The sequence below is a fragment of the Acinetobacter sp. HR7 genome (genome assembly GCF_000773685.1).
In the GTDB taxonomy this organism is placed as follows: domain Bacteria; phylum Pseudomonadota; class Gammaproteobacteria; order Pseudomonadales; family Moraxellaceae; genus Acinetobacter; species Acinetobacter thermotolerans.
Genome location: NZ_JPQO01000177.1, coordinates 1 through 1,254, shown reverse-complemented (window position 1 = coordinate 1,254; position 1,254 = coordinate 1). Strand labels below are relative to the sequence as shown.

Here is a 1,254-nt window from a genome sequence, read left to right as displayed (position 1 = left end):
GCATTCAACGAGTGATGTGCCACATTGCCACTAAGCGTGTGAGATGCTCTTGACATCCTCTCCGACCTAAAGGACGGAGATTCCTCCTGCGAGACGCCCATGTCCGAGCGCAAGAATATTCAGTGCTGAGTTTATATCTCTATCGTGGAATGTACCGCACTCCACACACTGCCATTCTCTTATTCCAAGTCCTGCTCTACCTTTCAGACTACTGGAGCGTGAGCCGCAGCACGAGCAAGTTTGGGTGGTATAGGCTTCATTGACTTCTTCATACCATACCCCTGCGTTCTCGCATTTATACTTGAGCATGGTTCTTAAGGTCGTCCAACCTGCATCGAGTACAGACTTAGCTAATTTTGTCTGTGCCAATGCTTTGGCATTCACATTACCAACGAAGATGGCTGCATGTTCATTCACCAGTTTATGACTGAATTGATGCAGCATATTTTGACGTAGATTTTTGATCTTGGCATGAATCGCTTTGACACGTTTTTTATTTCTTGCTCTTTGAGCAATACCAAGTTTTTGTTCATATTGACGATAGATTTTAGGCGCTTTGAACTTTACACCATCTGAGCAAGTCGCAAGGTCTTTGAGTCCTAGATCAATGCCAATTGAGGTTTTAGCGGTGGTTTTCTCTGTTTTAATTGAATCAACCACAAGACATACATACCAACGCCCTCGGCTATCCTCGACAAACGAGCCTGTTTTAACATTGTATTTACTTAGTCCGTAACTGTCCCATAGCTTGAATTGATGCTTGCCGTATTGGACATACCCATCGGCATATTTCACCGCCACTTTTTTAAATGGAATCCAACCGAGAGAACGTCTAGCATTTTTTTTGTTACTGACACGCCATTTTAGCTTGGCTTTTTTAAATTGCTTTCTTCGAGTAACTAATTCTTCCGCAACTGCCTGTATGGTTTGGCTGTGCAAATTGCACTCTTTTGATGTACCTTTCGTGTATTTAGCAATATCGTAAGCTGAAAAGAATTGTTGTTTTCTTTGCAAGTGTTTAAAACACAAATCATTGACATAGTTCCAGACAAAATTAACTTCAGATGCCAATTGGTCTAGCACCTTGCAATGTTTGTCTTTTATGCGTAATTTAAGTGTCTTCATCACTAAAATATATTTGGTCTATGGATAATAGTCAAGAGATTAGAACAGGTCGTCACTGTGTTTTTAATATGCACGTTCATTTAGGGTCTGTTGACACTTACTGTTCATAATTAACCCTATTAAGGTAGC

General features: G+C 40.8%; 1 protein-coding gene and 1 pseudogene. One reads left to right on the top strand and one right to left on the bottom strand.

Features of this window, described 5'->3' with window-relative positions; genetic code table 11:
• Positions 1-66: 66 nt before the first annotated feature.
• Positions 67-1,125 (bottom strand): RNA-guided endonuclease TnpB family protein, encoded by a 1,059-nt coding sequence (locus GW12_RS09655; RefSeq protein ID WP_034586922.1) that lies wholly within the window; start codon positions 1,123-1,125, stop codon positions 67-69.
• 20 nt (positions 1,126-1,145) lie between these two features.
• Between GW12_RS09655 and GW12_RS16175 the strand changes: the two are divergent.
• Positions 1,146-1,226, top strand: a pseudogene (locus GW12_RS16175) (IS200/IS605 family transposase); the annotation flags it as partial.
• Positions 1,227-1,254: the final 28 nt, after the last annotated feature.